Raw genomic sequence first — 17,698 nt, forward strand, 5'->3', positions numbered from 1 at the left:
GCTAGGGCTTGTCCTTCTTGCCGTTTCCGTGGCCGTTGCCGTTGCCGTGGCCGGGCCCCGGTCCGCCTCCCCGCGGTTCGGGGGCCGGGGCCGGTGCCACGGCCGGCGGTGGTGCCGACGTCACCGGGGTCGCACTGCTCGGCTCGGTGGGAGGCGGGGTGGGCGGCGGGGTCACGCTGGTGCTGGTGGTGACCGACGCCGGCGAGGGTGACGAGCTGAAGGGATCGAGTGCGAGCGCCAGCGCCGAGACGACGAACGCGGCGGCGATGGCGGCCCCCGCGAGGATGACGCGGCGCGGATTCCGCCGCCCTCGGGTCGCGCGCACCGGCGGGGGCGGCGGGTACCCCGCGGTCGGTGGTAGCGGGGTCGCCATCACCCGCGTGGCGGGTCGCGGCGCGGCGGCGACGGGTCGTGGAGCGGCCAGAGCAGCGGGGTCACCGGCCAGTGCGGCGCGCATGTGGTCCGCGCCGCCGAAGCGGTGAGCGGGATCGCGGGCCATCCCGCGGGTGATCACGGCCGCCAGCGCGGGATCGATGTCGGTGCGCATCTGGCTCAGCGGAGGCGGCGGTGTGTCGATGATCGCGCGGGCCAGGGCGACCGGGTTGTCGTGCGGGAAGGCGCGGTGCCCGACCAGCGCCTCGTATCCGATGACGGCGACGGCGTAGAGGTCGTCGGCGACCGACGCGGGAGCTCCGGTGACCCGCTCCGGGCTCATGTAGCACAGGGTCCCGATGATCTGGCCCGTCTTGGTTTCGGCGCCGCCGCCGGTCTTGGCGATGCCGAAGTCGGCGACCTTCATCCGATCTCCGGACGACGAGACCAGGACGTTGCCCGGTTTGACGTCGCGGTGCAGCACGCCGGCGGCGTGAGCAACGTTCAGGCCGGCGAGGACGTCGTCGAGGATGGCGCGAACCTGGTGGGGAGCCATCGGACCCGCGCCCATCATGTCGTGCAGCGTGCGGCCGGGGAGCCGCTCCATCACGATGAACGGCGCTCCGTCATGCTCGCCGAAATCGTGGACGGCGACCACGTTGGGATGCTCGAGGGCTGCCGCCGCCTTCGCCTCGACCTCGAATCGACGGCGCAGCTCGGGATCGTCGGCCATGTGCGGATGCAGCACCTTGACGGCCACCGGCCGGCACAGCCGGGTGTCCCAGCCGTCGCGGACCTCGGCCATCCCGCCGCGACCGAGCAGGCCGCGCAGTTCGTAGCGGCCGGCGAGCAGTTCGCGGCCGGTCATGACGGGTGCGTATCCAGGCTTACGGCCACGTAAACCCTGCCGCTTCGAGCGGGCCCGCGCGGGCGGCCGCTGTTGCCGCGCCGACCAGAGCCGCGCCGATCGCCGGCACCACCTCGGCGGTCACCAGCACGTCCAGCCCGTCGACCTCGCACCCGGTCACCGTAGAGGCCATCGCCCGTGCCACGGAAGCCGCCGTCGTGCACGCCGCCTCTCTGCCGCCGGGCAGTGCGGCCGCAGCACTCAACGCGGCGAGATCCGCCGCCGCGGCCGCGCGATGCCGGGCGATCACGACCGAGCCGAGCACGGCAGCGCCCGACGCGACGGCCACCACGGCGGTGATGAGGAACGCCGCGAGGACGGTGGCCGCGCCCGTGTCGTCAGACGCCCGGCTCCAGCGCCGAGACGGCACGGGCGGTGATCGCGACGCCCGGCAGCAGCGCCGCCCGCGATGTGACGGTCGCGACCGCGAACCCGCCGTCGCGCCGCAGTTCGATGCCGGCGTGCGGCGGCGCGATCTGGCGGGCGGTCGCGGTGGCGGCGTTCTCGTCACCGCGAGCGGCGAGGCGGGCGGCTTCCCTGGCGGCATCGACACACCGCACCTGCATGGTGATCGCGGTGAGCCCGGCCAGGCAGACCGCCAGGATCGCCGCGAGCGTGAGGATGGCGAACGCCGCCTCCACGGTCGCGAAACCGGCATCTAGATGTTCGTGTTCAGGGCGCGCGTGATGATGTTGGTCAGCGCACCGACGATCGAATCCCCCGTCACGACCGTGTACAGGATCGCGCCGAAGGCCGCGGCAGCGATGGTGCCGATCGCGTACTCGACGGTGGACATTCCGTCGTCGGCCACCGCGAACAGCAGCAGACGCGCCCGCAGTGCAGCGACTCGTTGATTGAGCATGCAGATCCTCCTCGTTGGTTGTCACAACATTCCTGAGCGCAGGACATCTCCGGCCAGCCCCGCGATGACCGGCACGATGCCCAGGCAGATGAACGCCGGCAGGTAGCAGAGCCCCAGCGGGCCTGCGATCAGGACGGCGGCGCGCTCGGCTCGGGCTCCGGCAGCATCAGCGGCCTCGGCTCGCAGCGTGGTCGCGAGATCCTCGACGCCCTGCGCCAGCGCGGCGCCCGATGCCGCCGATCGGCGCGCCAGCCGCAGATAGGCGCGCACATGCATGTCGGCTTCGTCTGCCGGGTCCGCCCAGGCCCGGCCGGCATCCGCGCCCAGCGCCAGCAGATCGGCGCCACGCCGCAAGACAGCCGCCAGCCGGGACGGCGCCGCCTCGGCGACCGCTGCCGCCGCACTCGACACCGCCATCCCCGCGCGCAGGCACGCCGCGAACGCGTCCAGCGCTGCCGCCACCGCGAGCGGCCCGTCCGCCGGCGCCGGTGGCCTCATCTGCGACGGCGCGTGCCGGCCTGTCGCCCTTCGCGCCGTGGACACCTGCGGGAGCGTGAGCACTGCGAGCGCGAGGAACAGCGCGGCCGACGTCATATCAGCACCGAGGCCGTGATGCGGTCCGACCACAGCAGACCGGCCCCGATGAGCGCAGTGCCGATACACATCAGCCACCCACCGATGCCGCCGGACATCAGGAAACCCAGCGGATCGGCACCGATCGCGCACCCGAGCAGCACGCCCAGCACCGGTAACCCGGCCAGCAGCGTGCCCGTGGTGCGCGCGCCCGCCATCCCCGCGTCCACTCGGGACCGGAAGCGTTCGCGTTCAGCCAGGTCGCGCTGCGCGGCCTGCATCAGTGATGCGATCGCGAGTCCGTGCCGCGCAGCGAGCTGCCAGCACACCGCCAACCGTTCCCAGTGCCCCGGCACCAGTGAGCGGTGCGACTCTGCCCGCAGTCCGGCCACAACGTCGGCACCGAGAACCGCACGGGCCGCGACGGCGGCGAACGACGTGCCGACGGGCCCCGCGATCTCCCGGGCAGCGGTGTCGATCGCGGCGACGGGATGCGCCCCGACCCGCAGTTCGGAGACCAGGACTTCGAGCGCACCGTGCAGCGCGTTCGCCTCGTCGATGCCCACGCGCCGCCTGGCACGGCACCGATGGCGCACCGCCACCACCGTCACCATCGTCGCGGCCGCAAGCACCAGGGTCAGCGGAAGAATGCAGGCCGACACCGTGCCGGCGAGAAGGGCGACCAGCAGCGTCGGCGGCCGCCGACGCGGCCGGGCCGCCGTCGGCCGGGCAGGCGCCCGTGTCGTCGGTGCCCACGCCAGCAGCGCCAGCGCCAACGCGACTACTGCCACTGTCACGACCCAGTCCTACGCTCGATGAGACGCCGCAGCGTGTCCGCGCCCTCTCGCTGCCCGGTGTCGGCATCCCAGCCCGGCACCACCGTCACCGCGCCGTCGCGCTCGCGCTCGAGCACCCCGATTTCGGTGACCCGGCGCTGGCCCGTCCTGGTCCGTGACATGTGCACGACCACCTGGATCGCGGCGCCGAGCTGACTGTGCAGCGCCGCGCGGTCCAGCCCGCCGAGGGCGGCGAGCGCCTCGAATCGAGCGGGGATCTCTGCCGGGCTGTTCGCGTGCACCGTGCCCGCGCCGCCGTCATGACCGGTGTTCAGCGCGGTGAGCAGGTCCACCACCTCGGCGCCGCGTACCTCGCCGACGACGATGCGGTCGGGCCGCATCCGCAGCGCCTGCCGAACCAGGTCGCGCACGGTGACTTCGCCGACGCCCTCCACATTGGCTGCGCGGGCGACCAGCGAGACCAGGTGCGGATGAGGCGGTGCCAGCTCCGCGGCGTCCTCGACGCAGAGGATCCGTTCGTCGGCGGGCACTGCACCGAGCAGCGCGGCCAGCATCGTCGTCTTGCCACTACCCGTGCCGCCCGACACCACGAAGGCGAGCCGGGCCGCGATGATGCCACGCAACAACGCAGCCGCCTCGGCGGGAATGGTGCCGGTGGCTGCCAGCGCATCCAGGTCCTGGGTGGCGGGGCGCAGCACGCGCAGGGACAGACAGGTGCCGCCCGCGGCGATCGGCGACAACATGGCGTGCAGCCGCACACTCATCGGAGCCCCCGCCGATCTCCCCAGGTCGGTGAGGTGGCCATCGACCCACGGTTGGGCGTCGTCGAGGCGCCGGCCCGCCGCCAGCGCGAGCCGCTGCGCGAGGCGCCGCACCGCGGCGTCGTCAGCGAACCTCACACCACTGCGTCGCAAACCCGTCCCGTCGTCGACCCACACCGCGTCCGGCGCCGTGACGAGCACGTCGGTGGTGCCGGGCGCGGTGAGCAGCGGCTCGAGGATGCCCGCTCCGACGAGTTCGGTCTGCAGTTCACGCAGGCTGGAGAGCACCTCGGTGTCCCCGAGCACGCCTCCCGACTCGGCGCGGATCGCTGCGGCCACGACACTCGGCCGCAGCGCTGCACCGTCGGCGGCGAGACGCTCGCGGACCCGATCGAGCAGAGGCGCGTTCACGCAGCGACGCCTCTCGCTGAGTCGCCCTGGGTCTGCAGCACGGCCAGCACGGTGCGAGCGGCGACGGCCAGCGGCGAACTCCCCCGCATCCGCACACCACCGCGCTCGAGTTGCTGATCCACACCCGGTTGCGGACGCATGGTCGCCAGCAGCGGCAGTCCGACGATGCGCGCGACATCGATGGGCCGCAGTCCGCCGGGGGACGGGCCGCGCACGAGCAGCCCGGTGTTGGGGTTGCTGGCGAGCACCCACTGCGCCGTTGCGGCCGCGGCTGCGCAGGACCGTACGTCGGCGGGTGTGACCAACACCACGAGATCTGCTGCGGTCACGGCTGTGTCGGTGGCCGCGCAGGGGCGGCGGGCGACATCGGAGACCACTGTCACGGCCGCCCGGCTGCCGGCGTCGACCACCGCGCCCAGCGCTCGCGGGTCGAGCTCCGCAGCGGGTCGTTCGCCGGCCAGCACTCGGCTGCCCGCCAGGATCGCGACGCCGTGGGACCGGGGCAGCGCAGCGCGCAGAGCCGAGTAGGCCAGGCGCCCGCCGGCCAGCGTCAGGTCCGGCCACCGCAAACCCGGCACGGTTTCACTGCCCAGGACCAGATCGAGACCGCCGCCCCACGGGTCTGCGTCGATGAGCAGAGCCTCGCCGGCCGTCCGGGCCAACGCCACCGAGAACACGGACGCACCACCCCCACCGCGACCTGACATCACCGCGACCACCGAACCTCGGCGCCCGCCGTCAGGTGAACCGTCGGCAGCTTCGGTCAGCACCGCCATGAGGTCGGCCTCCTGGGCGGGCAGCGCGAGGACGTGGTGGGCGCCGACCGCGACGGCAGCCTCCCAGTGGGTCGCGTCGGGGCCAGACGTGCAGATCAACGCCACGCCCGCCCGCCGGGGAAGAGCGCCGTCGACGCACGCGCGAGCCGCCGCGGTGTCGAGCAGAACGGCCGCCGCACCGGACCACGCGCGTCGGTCCGCGGCATCGGCGCTGCGGACGGCGTGCACACCGGACGCGGCGACCACGCGGTCGATCAGCCCGCGCAGGACGGGATCGGAGACGACGATCAGAACGGCGGCAGCGGTCACGTAGCTCAGACTGCGCGGCGTCCGATGCCCGCCGCCAGGGCGCCGCGGCGTCCTGTGGATGACCGCGGACCTGTCCACAGGTCCGCGCATCTGGAGACTTGCGCGGTCGCCGAAAATGACGTTCCGCAACTATTGGGGTGGACCGTGAACTATCCGCATTGCGAATTGGTCCAGAAAAGGGACGACCCCCGCCAGGGGGGGAGGAGGCGGAGGTCGTCGTGTATCAGCCCCGGGGGGTCGGGCTGATGCACACCCGGCATAAGCCGAGTGATGCCCACTATACACACGCGCGAGCGGACTGGCGCAAGACCGCGCCGGAGAGAAGTCGACGCAGATCTTGAAATCGCTGCAGACGCAGCCACGTGTCGTGAACTGCCAATTTGTACGATCTGCCGCTATTTGTCACGCGAGCGCGTCTTATGCTGACAGCGTGAACCCCTCCGACCCGGCGACGGGTGCCGAAGCGGCCTCCGGGACGCCGTCCGGCGAGCACCCCGTGCGGACCGCGGCGTTCTTCGATCTCGACAAAACCGTCATCGCGAAATCCAGCACTTTGGCTTTCAGCAAACCGTTCTTCAGCCAAGGGCTAATGAACCGGCGAACGGTCCTCAAATCCGCCTATGCGCAATTCTTGTTCACCATGTCCGGCGCCGATCACGATCAGATGGACCGGATGCGCGCCCACATCACGACGATGTGCGCCGGCTGGGACGTCGAGCAGGTCAAGTCGGTGGTCGGTGAGGCGCTGCACGACATCGTCGACCCGCTGGTGTTCGCCGAAGCTGCGGAGTTGATCTCCGACCACAAACTGTGCGGTCGCGACGTGGTCGTCGTCTCCGCCTCGGGCGAGGAGATCGTCGGTCCCATCGCACGGGCCCTGGGCGCAACACACGCGATGGCGACCCGGATGGTCGTCGAAGACGGCCGCTACACCGGTGACATCGCGTTCTACTGCTACGGAGAGGGCAAGGCGGAGGCGATCCGCGCGTTGGCCGCTCGCGAGGGGTACGCGCTCGAGCACTGCTACGCCTACTCCGACTCCATCACCGACCTCCCGATGCTGACGACGGTCGGACACCCGACCGTCGTCAACCCCGATCGTGCGCTGCGCAAGGAGGCCGCCGCCCACGACTGGCCGATCCGGTCGTTCACCAATCCGGTGTCGCTGCGCGACCGGCTGCCTGCGCCGTCCGGAGCGGCGGTGGCGACCACGGCGGCCGTCGGCGTCAGTGCGCTCGCGGCAGGAGCCCTGACCTACACACTGTTGCGTCGGTTCGCCTTCTGATCTGCCTCCTATACGTAGCTGAACGGTCCGCGTAACGAATCGGGAAACCGACGCATTTGGGCCTTGATGTGACCGCAGTCACGTAGTACAAAGGAACCACGGAAGCCGGGCGAGGCCAAGGTCGAGCCGGAAGAGAAGGCTCGATCTCCCGACCTCGGCTCCCCAGCACGAGTCCCGGAACCCACGCGGCGCACATGCCGCGGAACAGGCAAAAGTGTTGCGGGCCTGCGTAAGTGCGAAGACCGGACGGCCACGACGATCCTTTGGGTGGGGTCGCAGCCGTAACGGATCGCGCAGCGCCGAGGCCACCCACGCAACCCACAACGCACGCATGGTAACCAGCGACTCGTGCTGGCGGGCGGCGCGCCGAAGTACTTTTCGAATTACTTCGGAACGCCGCCCGCTTTTGCTTTGCTGAGCAGATCTCAGGACGAGGCTGAGGCCGCGATCGACAATGCCTCGCGGGCACCCGCATGCAGCGCCTCGTTGCTGAGCACCAGCCATGCCGCCAGTCCGGTCGGGGTGCCAGAGGCGAAACCCCGTGCCGCCGCGGTGTAGTCGCCCGATCGGCGCATCCAGTGCATCTCCGGCACCCCGAGACCGTGGGGATCCAGCCCGCTGGCGATCGTGATCAGCCGGGACACCCCGCGCGCCACCACGCCGTCGGCGCTGCCGAAGGGTGCCAGCGTCAGCAGTTCCCCGTGGGCCACCGCAGCGAGGACCGTCGCGGGCACCCGAGTTCCGCCGGTCGCGAGGTCGGCGAGCAGTTCCAGGCGGCGGCCGATGTCGGGGTTCGTGCGTGGACGGCCGAGAGAATCTGCGTCGACGAGGTCGGCTGCGGCCAACGAATGCAACCGCGCGATGGCCTGCAGTGGAGCTCGCCGCCACACTCCGATGAGGGCGCCCTGACCGCCTTCGAGTGCCTCCGCAACGCGTAACGCACCGGCGAGCACCGGGTCCCTGTCGCTGTCGCGGTCACTGTCCTCGCTGCCCGTGCCCTCAGCCGAGAACTGCAACGGACCACCGTCGAGCACCGACGACGCGCGGGCCGCGCGCAGTGCTGCCTCGGCGGCCGTGCCGGGCCAGCCGCGCAGATTCGTCCGGTGCCGGTGCGCCCGGCCCAGGGCCTCGCGCGCCTCCTCCCCCGCCTCGGCGACGCCGGGCAGAGTGGTCAGCGGGGCAAGCGGATCGGTCACGCCCGCACACGCTAATCCATCTCCGGCCGACCGATCGGCGCGCCGGTTGCGACGTTCGTCGCCCGTCGGGCGCCGCCCGCAGCGGCGGTTGTGAGTTGCCAACGTCGATGCAACGTTGGGTGACTACCCTCACAGTCATGACCGAGACGCATGCTGACGTTCAGGCTTCGTACCCGCCCGCACCCGAGTTCAGCGCTCAGGCCAATGCGACCGAGGCGCTCTACGAGGAGGCCGAGGCGGACCGGCTGGGGTTCTGGGCCACCCAGGCCCAGCGGCTGGCGTGGGAGACGCCGTTCGGCGAGGTCCTGGACTGGTCGGAGCCCCCGGTCGCGAAGTGGTTCGTCGGCGGCACGCTCAACGTGGCCTACAACTGCGTGGACCGCCATGTCGAGGCCGGCAACGGCGACCGCGTCGCGATCCACTGGGAGGGCGAACCGGTCGGTCATTCCCGCTCCATCACCTACGCCGAGCTCAAAGACGAAGTGTGCCAAGCGGCCAACGCCCTTACCGAGCTCGGCCTCGCCGCGGGTGACCGGGTGGCGATCTACATGCCGATGGTGCCCGAGGCCATCATCGCGATGCTGGCGTGTGCCCGCCTCGGCGCCATGCACTCGGTCGTGTTCGCCGGATTCTCCGCCAGCGCGCTCAAAGCCCGCATCGACGACGCCCAAGCAAAGATCGTCATCACCACCGACGGTCAATACCGGCGCGGGCAGGCCGTGTCGCTCAAGGACGGGGTCGACGAAGCCATCGACGGCCTCGGCGACCAGAGCCCGGTCGAACACGTGCTGGTGGTGCGCCGCACCGGGATCGACGTCCCGTGGACCGACGGACGTGACCTGTGGTGGGACGAGGTGGTGCCGAAGGCTTCCACCGACCACACCCCCGAAGCGTTCGACTCCGAGCATCCGCTGTTCCTGCTCTACACCTCCGGCACCACCGGCAAGCCCAAAGGCATCATGCACACCTCGGGCGGCTACCTGACCCAGGCGTCGTACACCCATTTCAACGTCTTCGACATCAAGCCCGAGACCGACGTCTACTGGTGCACCGCCGACATCGGCTGGGTGACCGGCCACACCTACATCGTGTACGGGCCGCTGTCCAACGGCGTCACCCAGGTGGTCTACGAGGGCACGCCGGCGTCGCCGAACGAGCATCGCCACTTCGAGACCATCGAGAAGTACGGCGTCACCATCTACTACACCGCCCCGACGCTGGTGCGCACGTTCATGAAGTGGGGTCGCCAGATCCCCGCCGAGCACGACCTGTCGAGCCTACGACTGCTGGGCTCGGTCGGTGAGCCGATCAACCCCGAGGCGTGGCGCTGGTACCGGATGGCGTTCGGTGCGGACAAGACGCCGATCGTGGACACCTGGTGGCAGACCGAGACAGGCGCGATCATGATCTCCCCGCTGCCCGGTGTCACGGAATGCAAGCCGGGCTCGGCGATGCGCGCACTGCCGGGCATCTCGGCCAAGATCGTCGACGACGACGGCAACGAGCTCGCGCCGGGCACCGATCACGGCGAGCAGGCCAGCGGCTACCTGGTGCTCGACAAGCCGTGGCCGTCGATGCTGCGCGGCATCTGGGGGGACCCGGAGCGGTTCAAGGAGACCTATTGGTCGCGCTTCGCCGAGCAGGGCTGGTACTTCGCCGGTGACGGCGCCCGGTACGGCAAGGACGGCGAGATCTGGGTCCTGGGCCGCATCGACGACGTCATGAACATCTCCGGGCACCGCATCTCCACCGCCGAGGTGGAGTCGGCGCTCGTCGGGCACTCCGGGGTGGCCGAGGCCGCGGTCGTCGGCGCGTCCGACGAGCACACCGGCCAGGCGATCTGCGCGTTCGTCATCCTGAAGTCCAGCGCCCACGGCGGAGAGGAGTCCATGGTCGACGAGTTGCGTGCCGAGGTCGCCCGGGAGATCTCCCCCATCGCCAAACCGCGGGAGATCCACGTCGTACCCGAACTCCCGAAGACGCGCAGCGGCAAGATCATGCGCCGGCTCCTGCGCGACGTCGCCGAAGGCCGTGAACTCGGCGACACCTCCACACTGGTCGACCCCAGCGTCTTCGAAGCGATCAGGGCCAGCAAGTAAACCCGTCGCGCGGGTGTGCAGCGTCACGTCCGCGCGACGTTCGGTTGTGCCCATGGTTTCCGTCTCTATCTGTGACACAACGGATCACAGAAAAGAGGGATCGACCATGACCACTCACCGCACCACGGACCACACCCCCGCCCGTCGTTCCGGTTTCGCGGCGAAGTTCTCGCTGACCGTCGCGTTTCTGCTCGTCGTCGCGCTGGCGGTCTTCGTACTGCAGAACACGGTGCACACCACGATCAACTTCGTCGGCTGGAACTTCGACCTCGCCCAGGGTGTCGCGCTGCTCGGCGCGGCGGGTGTCGGCGCGGTGATCGCGCTGATCGTCAGCGCAGCGATTCGGCTGCGCCGCGCGGTGCGCTGAGCACGCCGGACGTGACGTCAGGCCGGGCCGACGGGTACGAACCCGCTGCCCGGCCTGTTCTTGGCCGTGATGTCGGCCAGCTGCGTGTTGATCGACATCGTCACCGCAGGCGTGTGCAGCGGGATGAACTTGACCACGCAGGTGGGCAGGTCTTCGGAGAACGCGCCGTGGATCATGCCGACGAGCTTGTTGCCGACGGTGACGGGCGCGCCGGAGTCGCCGGGCTGTCCGCACACCTGGTTGACGATCGTGCCGGGCTGCTGTCCGGGTCCCCACGTCACACCGCACGAATAGCCGGTGGTCCGCCCCAGCTTGCACGCCACCTCGCCGAACGTGGGGTCGGGTCCGATGCCGTCGATGCGGAACCCGTTGACCTCGTTGACCGGACGCACCTTGGCCGGGTCGAACTTGATCACCGCGTAGTCCAGCACGTCGTTGCCGGCCACCATGGTCCCGACGATGCCCGAATCCTGCTCGGTCTCACTGGCGACGACTGCGCCGGGCCCGCCGCAGTGCGCGGAGGTGAAACCGATGAGATTGCCGCTGCGGTCGGTGCCGATCGCGGTCAGCGTGCACAGCGTGTCGCCGTTGACGACCAGACCGGAACCTCCGCCGAGGGTGACCGGAGCTGCCGCATGTGCGACACCGGTGACGCCGATCAGACCCGCACCGAGCAGCGTCAGCACCGCGAAGATCGCAGAAAGAAGTCCTGGCTGGTCGTTCGTCTTCACAGCTCACACCCAATCGACATGCCGATGACTACGGCCCGACCCGCCATAGAAGGAATCAAGGCAGTCTAACGGCACCGCGGAATCGTTTCGTTTCACGCCACGTGGCAACATAAGCCGCGACCAGATCACATGCGGGGAAGGAAGCTCTTGTGAGCGATCGCAGTAACGGCGCACCGGCGACGGTGACATCCATACCGCTGGTGGATCCGCACGCGCCGAAGCCGGACCCGTCGATCGGCGATCTGGTCAAGGAGGCGACCGCCCAGGTGTCGACACTGGTGCGCGCCGAGGTCGAACTCGCCAAGGCCGAGATCACCCGCGACGTCAAGAAGGGCCTGACGGGCAGCGTCTTCTTCATCCTGGCGCTGGTGGTGCTGTTCTACTCCACGTTCTTTTTCTTCTTCTTCGTCGCCGAGCTGCTCGACACGTGGTTGTGGCGCTGGGCGGCGTTCCTGATCGTTTTCGGGATCATGGTCGTGGTGACCGCGGTGTTGGCACTGGTCGGCTTCCTGAAGGTGCGGCGCATCCGCGGTCCCCGCAAGACCATCGAATCGGTCAAGGAGATCCCCGAGGCCTTCGGCGGCGGCGCCGACAAGAAGGCCGTCACCACAGGCACGAACGGCAAGCAGCCTGCGGCGGCAGACCCCTCCGGCTGGTAATGGCCGCACCCGATCCGTCGGTCGTTCGCATCGGCGGACCGTGGCGTCATCTCGACGTGCACGCCAACGGCATCCGCTTCCACGTCGTCGAGGCCGAACGGGAGGCGGGTGCCGATGACCAGTCCCGGCCACTGACCGACCGGCCCCTGGTCATCCTGCTGCACGGCTTCGGCTCGTTCTGGTGGTCCTGGCGGCATCAATTGCGGGGCCTGTCGGGAGCGCGGGTGGTGGCGGTCGATCTCCGCGGCTACGGCGGCAGCGACAAACCTCCGCGCGGATACGACGGCTGGACACTCGCCGGGGACACCGCGGGTCTGGTGCGCGCGCTGGGCCACAACACCGCGACGCTGGTGGGCCACGCCGACGGCGGACTGGTCTGCTGGGCCACGGCGGTGCTGCATCCGCGCGTGGTGCACGCGATAGCGGTGGTCAGCTCACCGCACCCGGCGGCGCTGCGGGCCTCGACGGTGCGCCGCCGCGATCAGGGGCGGGCGCTGCTGCCGTCGATGCTGCGCTATCAACTGCCGATGTGGCCGGAACGCGTCCTGACCCGGCACGACGGTGTCGAACTCGAGCGCATCGTGCGTGCCCGGTCCAGCGCGCGGTGGCAGGCCGGCGACGACTTCGCCGAGACCATGCCGCTGTTGCGGCGGGCCATCCAGATTCCGTCGGCCGCGCATTCGGCGCTGGAGTATCAGCGGTGGGCGGTACGCAGCCAGCTGCGCAGCGAGGGTCGACGGTTCATGCGCTCGATGAAGCGGCCGATCGCCGTGCCGGTGCTGCATCTGCGTGGCGACACCGATCCGTATGTGCTCGCCGACCCGGTGTACCGGACACAGAACTTCGCGCCGCACGGCCGTTACGTATCTGTCGACGGCGCGGGGCATTTCGCGCACGAAGAGGCGCCCGCAGCGGTGAACGCGCAGCTCGAGCGGTTCCTTCGGCAGGTGTACGGCTGATCAACCGCTGATGCAGGCGCCCGTCGCAACCGGGGCGACGTTGCCGACCCGGGCCATCTGCCGGGCCACCTCCTGGGCGGTCAGCACGAACCCGGTGTCGACGTCGTCGACGGCCGCGCCGAACACCACGCCGAGCACCTTGCCCGACCGGTTGATCATCGGGCCGCCCGAGTTGCCCTGCTTCACGGTGCCGCGGATCGTGTACACCTCGCGCGTCACGGTGGTTTTCCGGTAGATGTCGGGCCCGTTGAGTTCGATCACCTCGCGCACCCGCGCGGGCGTCGCGGTGAAGTCGCCACCACCGGGATAGCCCATCACGATGCCGTCGGTGCCGGCGGGCGCCTCGGTGTCGACGAACTGCAGTGGCGCGGACGGCAGGTCGGGCACGTCGAGAATCGAGATGTCGGCGTCGGGGTCGTAACTGACGACCGTGGCGGGGTACTCCTTGCCGTCGACGTCGACGGTGACGCTCTCCGATCCGGCGACGACGTGGGCATTCGACATCACCCGGTTGGGTGCGACGACGAATCCGCTGCCCTCGAGCACCTTCTGGCATCCGGTGGCGACGCCACGCACCTTGACCACACTGGACCGCGTCGTGCCGACGACCGCGGAGTTGGCCAGCGAGGCGTCCGGCGCGTCGACCGCAGCGACCGGCGTCGGACCGAAATCCTTGAGGACGTCGTGCAACCCCGAGGTGTCCCACAGCCCGGACAGCCGGCCGGGTACCGAGCGCAACCAGTTCGGCGCGACGGAATCGACCTCGGCGATCACCCGCGAGCCCTGCACGGCGGCGGCGAGGTTGGGCTGCGGCGAGGAGGCCAGCGCGGTGCCGAGCAGCCACGCGGCGGTCAGCACGAGGACCAGTTGCACGGCCACGCCGATCACCGAGTCCACCACGCGCAGCGTGGGATTGCGGATCGCGCCGCGGACCGCGCGGCCCAGCACCACGCCGGCGATCTCACCGATCACGACCAGCGCGAGGATGAGGAACAACGTCGTGAACAGTTTGGTGCGCGGCCCGTCGATGTGATCGACCACGTGCGGGGCCAGCAGCACGCCGGCGACCGCGCCGAGCACCACGCCCACCAGGGCGAGCACAGAACCGGGCGCGCCGGATCGCCAGCCCGAGATGGCGGCGATCAGCGCTACGGCGAGTACGGCTATGTCCAGCCACTGTGACGATGTCATCGTTGGACCTCACCGTAGCTGCCCGCGGCCTCCAGGCGCGCCATTGCATCGCCGAGTTCGTGGACGGCGTCGGCGTCCCAGGGCTGCGTCCAGCCGGCGACATCGAGCATCGCGGCGATGACGTGACCGGTGAATCCCCACACCAGCATCTGGTTGAGCAGGAACGCCGGGCCGGCCGAACGGCGGGTGTTCTCCTTGCGATACACCATGAGCCGGTTGTCCGGGTTGACGAACGCGCGCACCGGGACCCGGGCGACGACGGCGGTCTCGGACGGGTCGACGACCGCGACCGGCCCGGGGTCGGCGGAGTACGCGAGCACCGGCACCACCTGGAAACCCGACGGCGGGATGAACATCGTGTCCAGGGTGGCCAGGGTCTGCAGCCGGGAGGCCGCCAGCCCTGTCTCCTCGGTGGCTTCGCGCAGCGCGGTGTGCACCGGGCTGCGGTCGCCGGGGTCGGCGGCGCCGCCGGGAAATGCGGCCTGGCCGGCGTGGTGGCGCAGCGTCGAGGCTCGCACGGTGACCAGCAGGTCCGCGTCGGGCGGCAGCTCACCCGGGGTGCCGTGGTCGGGTCCGGAGAACAACACCAGCACGGCGGCGTCGCGGCGGGCGCCGGTGACGGCTGCGGTGGCGTTCGCCGCGGTCAGCGCCGCGAGGACTCCGGCGGGCACCCGTTGCCGGTAGGCGTCCTTGATCGCGGCCGGGTCCGTGACGAGCGGGGACAGCCAGGGCGGTGCGGCGTCGGGTGTCAGCTCACCGTCGACGATCTCCCAGCTCACCTCACTCCAATCGTCGGGTCCACTGCGGCGGCGATCTCGTCGGCGGTGGCAAACGACCGAGGCAGGATCTGCGCCACGCTACCGTCTCCGCGGAGGACCACCGTCGCCGGCATGACATTGGGAACCTGCAGCGCAGCGGCGATCCGGCGCCGCCCGTCCTGCAGCGTCGGCAGGTGCACCCCGAGCTCGGCGAGCCGCAGCAACCCCGCGGTCTCGTTCTCGTCCTGATGGACGGTGAGCACCTGCACCGACGACCCGACCCGGCGCTGGTATTCCGCCATCGCCGGTAGCTCGTCGGCGCACGGCCCGCACCAGTACGCCCACAGGTTGAGCACGGTCGGCCGGCCCGCGACGGCGCGGGCCACCTCGACCGGAGTGCCGTCACCGGCGCATTCGACGACGATGCCGCGCAACACCTCCGGTCCCGCCCCGGCGCCCGAGGTGGGACAGGGCGCGAGAGCGGCCCGCGCGCGCGGCGCCGCCAGCGCGTCCGCAGTGTCGGCGTCGCGCTTGTCGCGCGGCGACACCGCACCAGGTGCCGCGGGTGCTGCGGGACCGGTCGGGTCGTCTCCGAGCTCGTTGAACAGCGCGGCGCCGAGCGCGATGAGGACCACCAGCGCCACGACGCTCCAGCGTGCGGACGTGCTCATCGGGGCCGTTACAGGCCGGCCAGTGCCAGCAGGTGCTCGGTCTCCGGGCCCTTGACCAGCGGAGCCGCCACCAGCGGATCGGTGGGGCCGGTGCCGTAGGAGGGGCAGTCCTTGGCGAGCACGCACACCCCGCACGCAGGCTTACGGGCATGGCACACGCGCCTGCCGTGGAAGATCACCCGGTGGCTGAGCAGCGTCCATTCACGCCGTTCGATCAGCTCGCCGACCGCGTGCTCGACCTTGACCGGATCCTGTTCGGCGGTCCAGCGCCACCGCCGGGCGAGCCGGCCGAAGTGGGTGTCGACGGTGATCCCGGGGACGTCGAACGCGTTGCCGAGGATGACGTTGGCCGTCTTACGGCCCACCCCGGGCAGCGTGACCAGTTCGTCGAGGGTGGCGGGCACCTCGCCGTCGAACCGCTCGACCAGCTCCTGGCCCAGCCGGATCAGGGCGGACGCCTTGTTGCGGAAGAACCCGGTGGGGCGGATCAGCTCCTCGAGCTGCGCGCGGTCGGCTCGGGCGTAGTCCTGCGCGGTGCGGTAGACCGAGAACAGCGCCGGCGTGGTCAGGTTGACGCGCTTGTCGGTGCTCTGCGCGGACAGGATGGTGGCGACCGTGAGCTCGAGAGGATTGGTGAAGTCGAGCTCGCAGTACACGTGCGGAAACGCCTCGGCCAGCGTGCGGTTCATCCGGCGGGCGCGCCGCACCAGACCCAGGTGGGTCTCTCTGTCCCACTTGGCGGCAGATTTGGCGGTGTCCCCAGCACTGGCCCGTTTGGTCGCGGTCACCTCGCCAGCGTACTGACCAGCCCCGACAGAACCACGGGCACGGCGGCTCCGGTCAGGTCGTTAACGAGGGCTTTTCGTGATCCCTCCGAGACATTGGCCGTGTTTAATTCCGCATGTGTCATGGTTGCTCGTCGCGCTGATACCGGGGTTGTTGATGCTGGCGACGTTCGGGCTGGAGAAGGTGGAGGCCGGGCTGCGCCAGCAGACCATCTCGGCGGCCGAGGTCGCCGATTTCCTGAGCCAGGCCGAGGCCAGCGACGTCGACGCGCTGGTGCGCGACGGCCTGGACACCGCGATCAGCGACCAGAACCGGCGACGCGTGGAGCGCGAGGTGGCGGCGGCACCCGTGCAGGCGGCGGCGGTGTCGGGTTTGCCGATGACCGCGTCGTTGCCGCGCCGCGTCAATAACGGGTTTCAGCAGACCCGACATGCCAATCCTGTGTAGCGTGGGCTGGTCACGACAGGGCATGGCTCTAGACTGATCCGGCCGTCGTCACCGACGTCGGCGTGCATGTCTGACTACCAACTTCTTCTACAAGAGGGGCAACGTGGACGAGATCCTGGCCAGGGCCGGAATCTTCCAAGGGGTCGAACCCAGCGCTGTTTCCGCGCTGACCAAGCAGCTCCAGCCTGTCGACTTCCCCCGCGGGCACACCGTGTTCGCCGAGGGCGAGCCCGGCGACCGGCTCTACATCATCATCACCGGCAAGGTGAAGATCGGCCGGCGCTCGCCGGACGGCCGGGAGAATCTGCTGACCATCATGGGCCCGTCGGACATGTTCGGTGAGCTGTCGATCTTCGACCCGGGCCCGCGCACGTCGAGCGCGACCACCATCACCGAGGTGCGCGCGGTCTCGATGGACCGTGAGGCGCTGCGCGCGTGGATCGCCGATCGCCCCGAGATCGCCGAGCAGCTCCTGCGGGTGCTGGCCCGTCGGTTGCGCCGCACCAACAACAACCTGGCGGACCTCATCTTCACCGACGTCCCGGGCCGCGTGGCCAAGCAGCTGCTGCAGCTGGCTCAGCGCTTCGGCACGCAGGAAGGTGGGGCGCTGCGCGTCACCCACGACCTGACGCAAGAAGAGATCGCCCAGCTCGTCGGCGCGTCCCGCGAGACCGTGAACAAGGCGCTCGCCGACTTCGCGCACCGCGGATGGATCCGCCTCGAGGGCAAGAGCGTGCTGATCAGCGACAGCGAGCGCCTGGCGCGCCGAGCGAGGTAGCTG

The 17,698-nt window shown here is 70.3% G+C and carries 21 protein-coding genes; 7 read left to right on the forward strand and 14 right to left on the reverse strand.

The window, feature by feature from the left end:
* Position 1: 1 nt before the first annotated feature.
* Genes MHN84_RS10600 through ssd form a run of 8 tightly spaced genes read right to left on the reverse strand, consistent with a single transcriptional unit; the run spans position 2 to position 5,768 of the window.
* Positions 2 to 1,240 (reverse strand): serine/threonine-protein kinase, encoded by a 1,239-nt coding sequence (locus tag MHN84_RS10600; RefSeq protein WP_241204606.1) that lies wholly within the window; start codon positions 1,238 to 1,240, stop codon positions 2 to 4.
* 19 nt (positions 1,241 to 1,259) lie between these two features.
* On the reverse strand, positions 1,260 to 1,649 hold the full coding sequence (locus MHN84_RS10605) for an Rv3654c family TadE-like protein (protein WP_241204607.1): 390 nt from the start codon (positions 1,647 to 1,649) through the stop codon (positions 1,260 to 1,262).
* Entirely contained in the window at positions 1,618 to 1,920 is a 303-nt protein-coding gene (locus MHN84_RS10610; RefSeq protein WP_241204608.1) for a TadE family type IV pilus minor pilin, read from the reverse strand. The genes MHN84_RS10605 and MHN84_RS10610 overlap by 32 nt, the downstream gene beginning before the upstream one ends.
* 17 nt (positions 1,921 to 1,937) lie before the next feature.
* On the reverse strand, positions 1,938 to 2,141 hold the full coding sequence (locus MHN84_RS10615; protein WP_241204609.1) for a DUF4244 domain-containing protein: 204 nt from the start codon (positions 2,139 to 2,141) through the stop codon (positions 1,938 to 1,940).
* A gap of 21 nt (positions 2,142 to 2,162) precedes the next feature.
* Positions 2,163 to 2,735 (reverse strand): type II secretion system F family protein, encoded by a 573-nt coding sequence (locus MHN84_RS10620; protein ID WP_241204610.1) that lies wholly within the window; start codon positions 2,733 to 2,735, stop codon positions 2,163 to 2,165.
* On the reverse strand, positions 2,732 to 3,511 hold the full coding sequence (locus tag MHN84_RS10625) for a type II secretion system F family protein (protein ID WP_241204611.1): 780 nt from the start codon (positions 3,509 to 3,511) through the stop codon (positions 2,732 to 2,734). Before MHN84_RS10625 ends, MHN84_RS10620 begins: the two co-directional genes overlap by 4 nt.
* Positions 3,508 to 4,683: a TadA family conjugal transfer-associated ATPase gene (locus MHN84_RS10630; protein WP_241204612.1), complete on the reverse strand. Its 1,176-nt coding sequence runs from the start codon at positions 4,681 to 4,683 to the stop codon at positions 3,508 to 3,510. The genes MHN84_RS10625 and MHN84_RS10630 overlap by 4 nt, the downstream gene beginning before the upstream one ends.
* On the reverse strand, positions 4,680 to 5,768 hold the full coding sequence (ssd, locus tag MHN84_RS10635) for a septum site-determining protein Ssd (protein WP_241204613.1): 1,089 nt from the start codon (positions 5,766 to 5,768) through the stop codon (positions 4,680 to 4,682). Before ssd ends, MHN84_RS10630 begins: the two co-directional genes overlap by 4 nt.
* Positions 5,769 to 6,264: 496 nt before the next feature.
* On the opposite strand from ssd, the gene MHN84_RS10640 reads away from it, so the two are divergent.
* Entirely contained in the window at positions 6,265 to 7,053 is a 789-nt protein-coding gene (locus tag MHN84_RS10640; protein ID WP_241204847.1) for an HAD-IB family hydrolase, read from the forward strand.
* Between the two features lie 425 nt (positions 7,054 to 7,478).
* Here the strand turns inward: MHN84_RS10640 and MHN84_RS10645 are convergent, their stop codons facing one another.
* Positions 7,479 to 8,249, reverse strand: a complete 771-nt coding sequence (locus tag MHN84_RS10645) for an oxidoreductase (RefSeq protein WP_241204614.1) — start codon at positions 8,247 to 8,249, stop codon at positions 7,479 to 7,481.
* 137 nt (positions 8,250 to 8,386) lie between these two features.
* Here MHN84_RS10645 and acs point away from each other — a divergent pair, with 137 nt between their 5' ends.
* Entirely contained in the window at positions 8,387 to 10,348 is a 1,962-nt protein-coding gene (acs, locus tag MHN84_RS10650; RefSeq protein WP_241204615.1) for an acetate--CoA ligase, read from the forward strand.
* Positions 10,349 to 10,454: 106 nt separating this feature from the next.
* A complete protein-coding gene (locus MHN84_RS10655; RefSeq protein WP_241204616.1) occupies positions 10,455 to 10,715 on the forward strand; it encodes a lipopolysaccharide assembly LapA domain-containing protein in 261 nt (86 codons plus the stop codon).
* Between the two features lie 17 nt (positions 10,716 to 10,732).
* Here MHN84_RS10655 and MHN84_RS10660 read toward each other — a convergent pair whose 3' ends face one another.
* Positions 10,733 to 11,392 (reverse strand): S1 family peptidase, encoded by a 660-nt coding sequence (locus MHN84_RS10660; protein ID WP_374238358.1) that lies wholly within the window; start codon positions 11,390 to 11,392, stop codon positions 10,733 to 10,735.
* Between the two features lie 203 nt (positions 11,393 to 11,595).
* On the opposite strand from MHN84_RS10660, the gene MHN84_RS10665 reads away from it, so the two are divergent.
* Complete coding sequence (locus tag MHN84_RS10665) at positions 11,596 to 12,105, forward strand: phage holin family protein (protein WP_241204617.1); 510 nt, start codon at positions 11,596 to 11,598, stop codon at positions 12,103 to 12,105.
* The gene (locus MHN84_RS10670; RefSeq protein ID WP_241204618.1) at positions 12,105 to 13,064 is read left to right on the forward strand and encodes an alpha/beta fold hydrolase; all 960 of its coding nucleotides are present in this window, start codon (positions 12,105 to 12,107) and stop codon (positions 13,062 to 13,064) included. Before MHN84_RS10665 ends, MHN84_RS10670 begins: the two co-directional genes overlap by 1 nt.
* On the opposite strand, the gene marP is transcribed toward MHN84_RS10670, so the two are convergent.
* Genes marP through nth form a run of 4 tightly spaced genes read right to left on the reverse strand, consistent with a single transcriptional unit; the run spans position 13,065 to position 16,373 of the window.
* Positions 13,065 to 14,255, reverse strand: a complete 1,191-nt coding sequence (gene marP, locus MHN84_RS10675; protein ID WP_241204619.1) for an acid resistance serine protease MarP — start codon at positions 14,253 to 14,255, stop codon at positions 13,065 to 13,067.
* A complete protein-coding gene (locus tag MHN84_RS10680; protein ID WP_241204620.1) occupies positions 14,252 to 15,034 on the reverse strand; it encodes a CoA pyrophosphatase in 783 nt (260 codons plus the stop codon). Before MHN84_RS10680 ends, marP begins: the two co-directional genes overlap by 4 nt.
* Positions 15,031 to 15,684 carry a TlpA disulfide reductase family protein gene (locus MHN84_RS10685; RefSeq protein WP_241204621.1) on the reverse strand — a complete coding sequence of 218 codons (654 nt, stop codon included), beginning with the start codon at positions 15,682 to 15,684 and terminating at the stop codon, positions 15,031 to 15,033. The genes MHN84_RS10680 and MHN84_RS10685 overlap by 4 nt, the downstream gene beginning before the upstream one ends.
* Positions 15,685 to 15,692: 8 nt before the next feature.
* Positions 15,693 to 16,373, reverse strand: a complete 681-nt coding sequence (nth, locus tag MHN84_RS10690; protein ID WP_241204849.1) for an endonuclease III — start codon at positions 16,371 to 16,373, stop codon at positions 15,693 to 15,695.
* 214 nt (positions 16,374 to 16,587) lie between these two features.
* Here nth and MHN84_RS10695 point away from each other — a divergent pair, with 214 nt between their 5' ends.
* Positions 16,588 to 16,917, forward strand: coding sequence for a hypothetical protein (locus MHN84_RS10695; protein WP_241204622.1), 330 nt, complete (start codon positions 16,588 to 16,590; stop codon positions 16,915 to 16,917).
* A gap of 103 nt (positions 16,918 to 17,020) precedes the next feature.
* A complete protein-coding gene (gene crp / locus MHN84_RS10700) occupies positions 17,021 to 17,695 on the forward strand; it encodes a cAMP-activated global transcriptional regulator CRP (protein ID WP_046365140.1) in 675 nt (224 codons plus the stop codon).
* Positions 17,696 to 17,698 lie beyond the last annotated feature (3 nt).

The organism is Mycobacterium sp. PSTR-4-N (genome assembly GCF_022348085.1).
In the GTDB taxonomy this organism is placed as follows: domain Bacteria; phylum Actinomycetota; class Actinomycetes; order Mycobacteriales; family Mycobacteriaceae; genus Mycobacterium.